This window comes from Cupriavidus sp. 10L43_2 (assembly GCF_056395265.1).
The window spans coordinates 1-1,007 of the sequence record NZ_JBFTJE010000051.1 but is presented as its reverse complement, the minus strand read 5'-3'; the positions used below and the strand labels follow the sequence as shown (position 1 = coordinate 1,007).

The following is a 1,007-nucleotide window of genomic DNA, read 5'->3' as shown; positions in this document are numbered from 1 at the left end:
ATCCAAGTCCGTTGTTAAGATAAACATGAAATCAAAACACGACCTCATATAATCTTGGGAATATGGCCCATAAGTTTCTACCCGGCTGCCGTAAACGGCCGGACTATGCAGGAAAGTGATAAACAGCTGACATGGATATCGCAGAAGCGAACGACTGACGATACGCGCGCCATGCCCGGTTTGTATTGCTTCCTCATAGTTGCAATATAAGCCGGGCTTTTTTTTCTGAAAAACAAAGCATGAGAAGGTGGGAACAGAATGCAGCCGCTAGCAGGAATCATCATGGGAAGCACCTCCGATTGGGAGACAATGAAACATGCATGCGACATACTTGACGAACTTCACATTCCTTATGAAAAACAGGTGGTATCCGCGCATCGGACGCCTGATTTGATGTTTGAATATGCAGAAAGCGCAAGAGACAGAGGCTTAAAAGTCATTATTGCCGGAGCCGGGGGAGCGGCGCATCTGCCGGGAATGACGGCGGCCAAAACGACGCTGCCGGTGATCGGCGTACCGGTTCAGACGAAATCGCTTAACGGGCTTGATTCTCTTCTGTCTATCGTACAGATGCCCGGCGGCGTGCCGGTCGCGACGACGGCGATCGGGAAAGCGGGCGCGGTGAACGCGGGTCTGTTAGCCGCGCAAATTTTGTCGGCATTTGACGGTGATATTGCGGATAAACTAGAGGCGAGAAGAAATGCGACAAAACAAACGGTGCTGGAAAGCAGTGATCAGCTTGTCTGATAAAAAAACGATTTTTCCCGGCGCCGTCATCGGCATTATCGGAGGCGGACAGCTCGGAAAAATGATGGCTGTCGCCGCAAAACAGATGGGCTATAAAGTCGCAGTCGTCGATCCCGTTAAAGACTCGCCATGCGGACAGATCGCCGATATTGAGATTACCGCCCAGTATAATGACCGTGAAGCGATTCAAAAATTGGCCGGAGTCAGCGACATCATTACGTACGAATTTGAAAATATCGATTACGAGGCGCTCAATTGGC

The 1,007-nt window shown here is 50.2% G+C and carries 2 protein-coding genes and 1 riboswitch; both genes read left to right on the top strand.

Translation table 11 applies throughout. The features are described 5' to 3' along the window. Positions 1 to 24: 24 nt before the first annotated feature. A riboswitch (purine riboswitch) is annotated at positions 25 to 126 on the top strand. A gap of 132 nt (positions 127 to 258) precedes the next feature. Further along, on the top strand, positions 259 to 747 hold the full coding sequence (purE, locus tag AC1DEL_RS27560) for a 5-(carboxyamino)imidazole ribonucleotide mutase (RefSeq protein ID WP_003155768.1): 489 nt from the start codon (positions 259 to 261) through the stop codon (positions 745 to 747). Then, positions 740 to 1,007 (top strand): NAD(P)-dependent oxidoreductase (locus tag AC1DEL_RS27555; RefSeq protein ID WP_477159248.1); only part of this gene is annotated, 268 nt, incomplete at its 3' end. The genes purE and AC1DEL_RS27555, both read left to right, overlap by 8 nt.

What these genes read in the sequence shown, in the direction of transcription:
- purE (WP_003155768.1), top strand. Translation starts at nt 259, where the DNA reads ATGCAGCCGCTAGCAGGAATCATCATGGGAAGCACCTCCGATTGGGAG.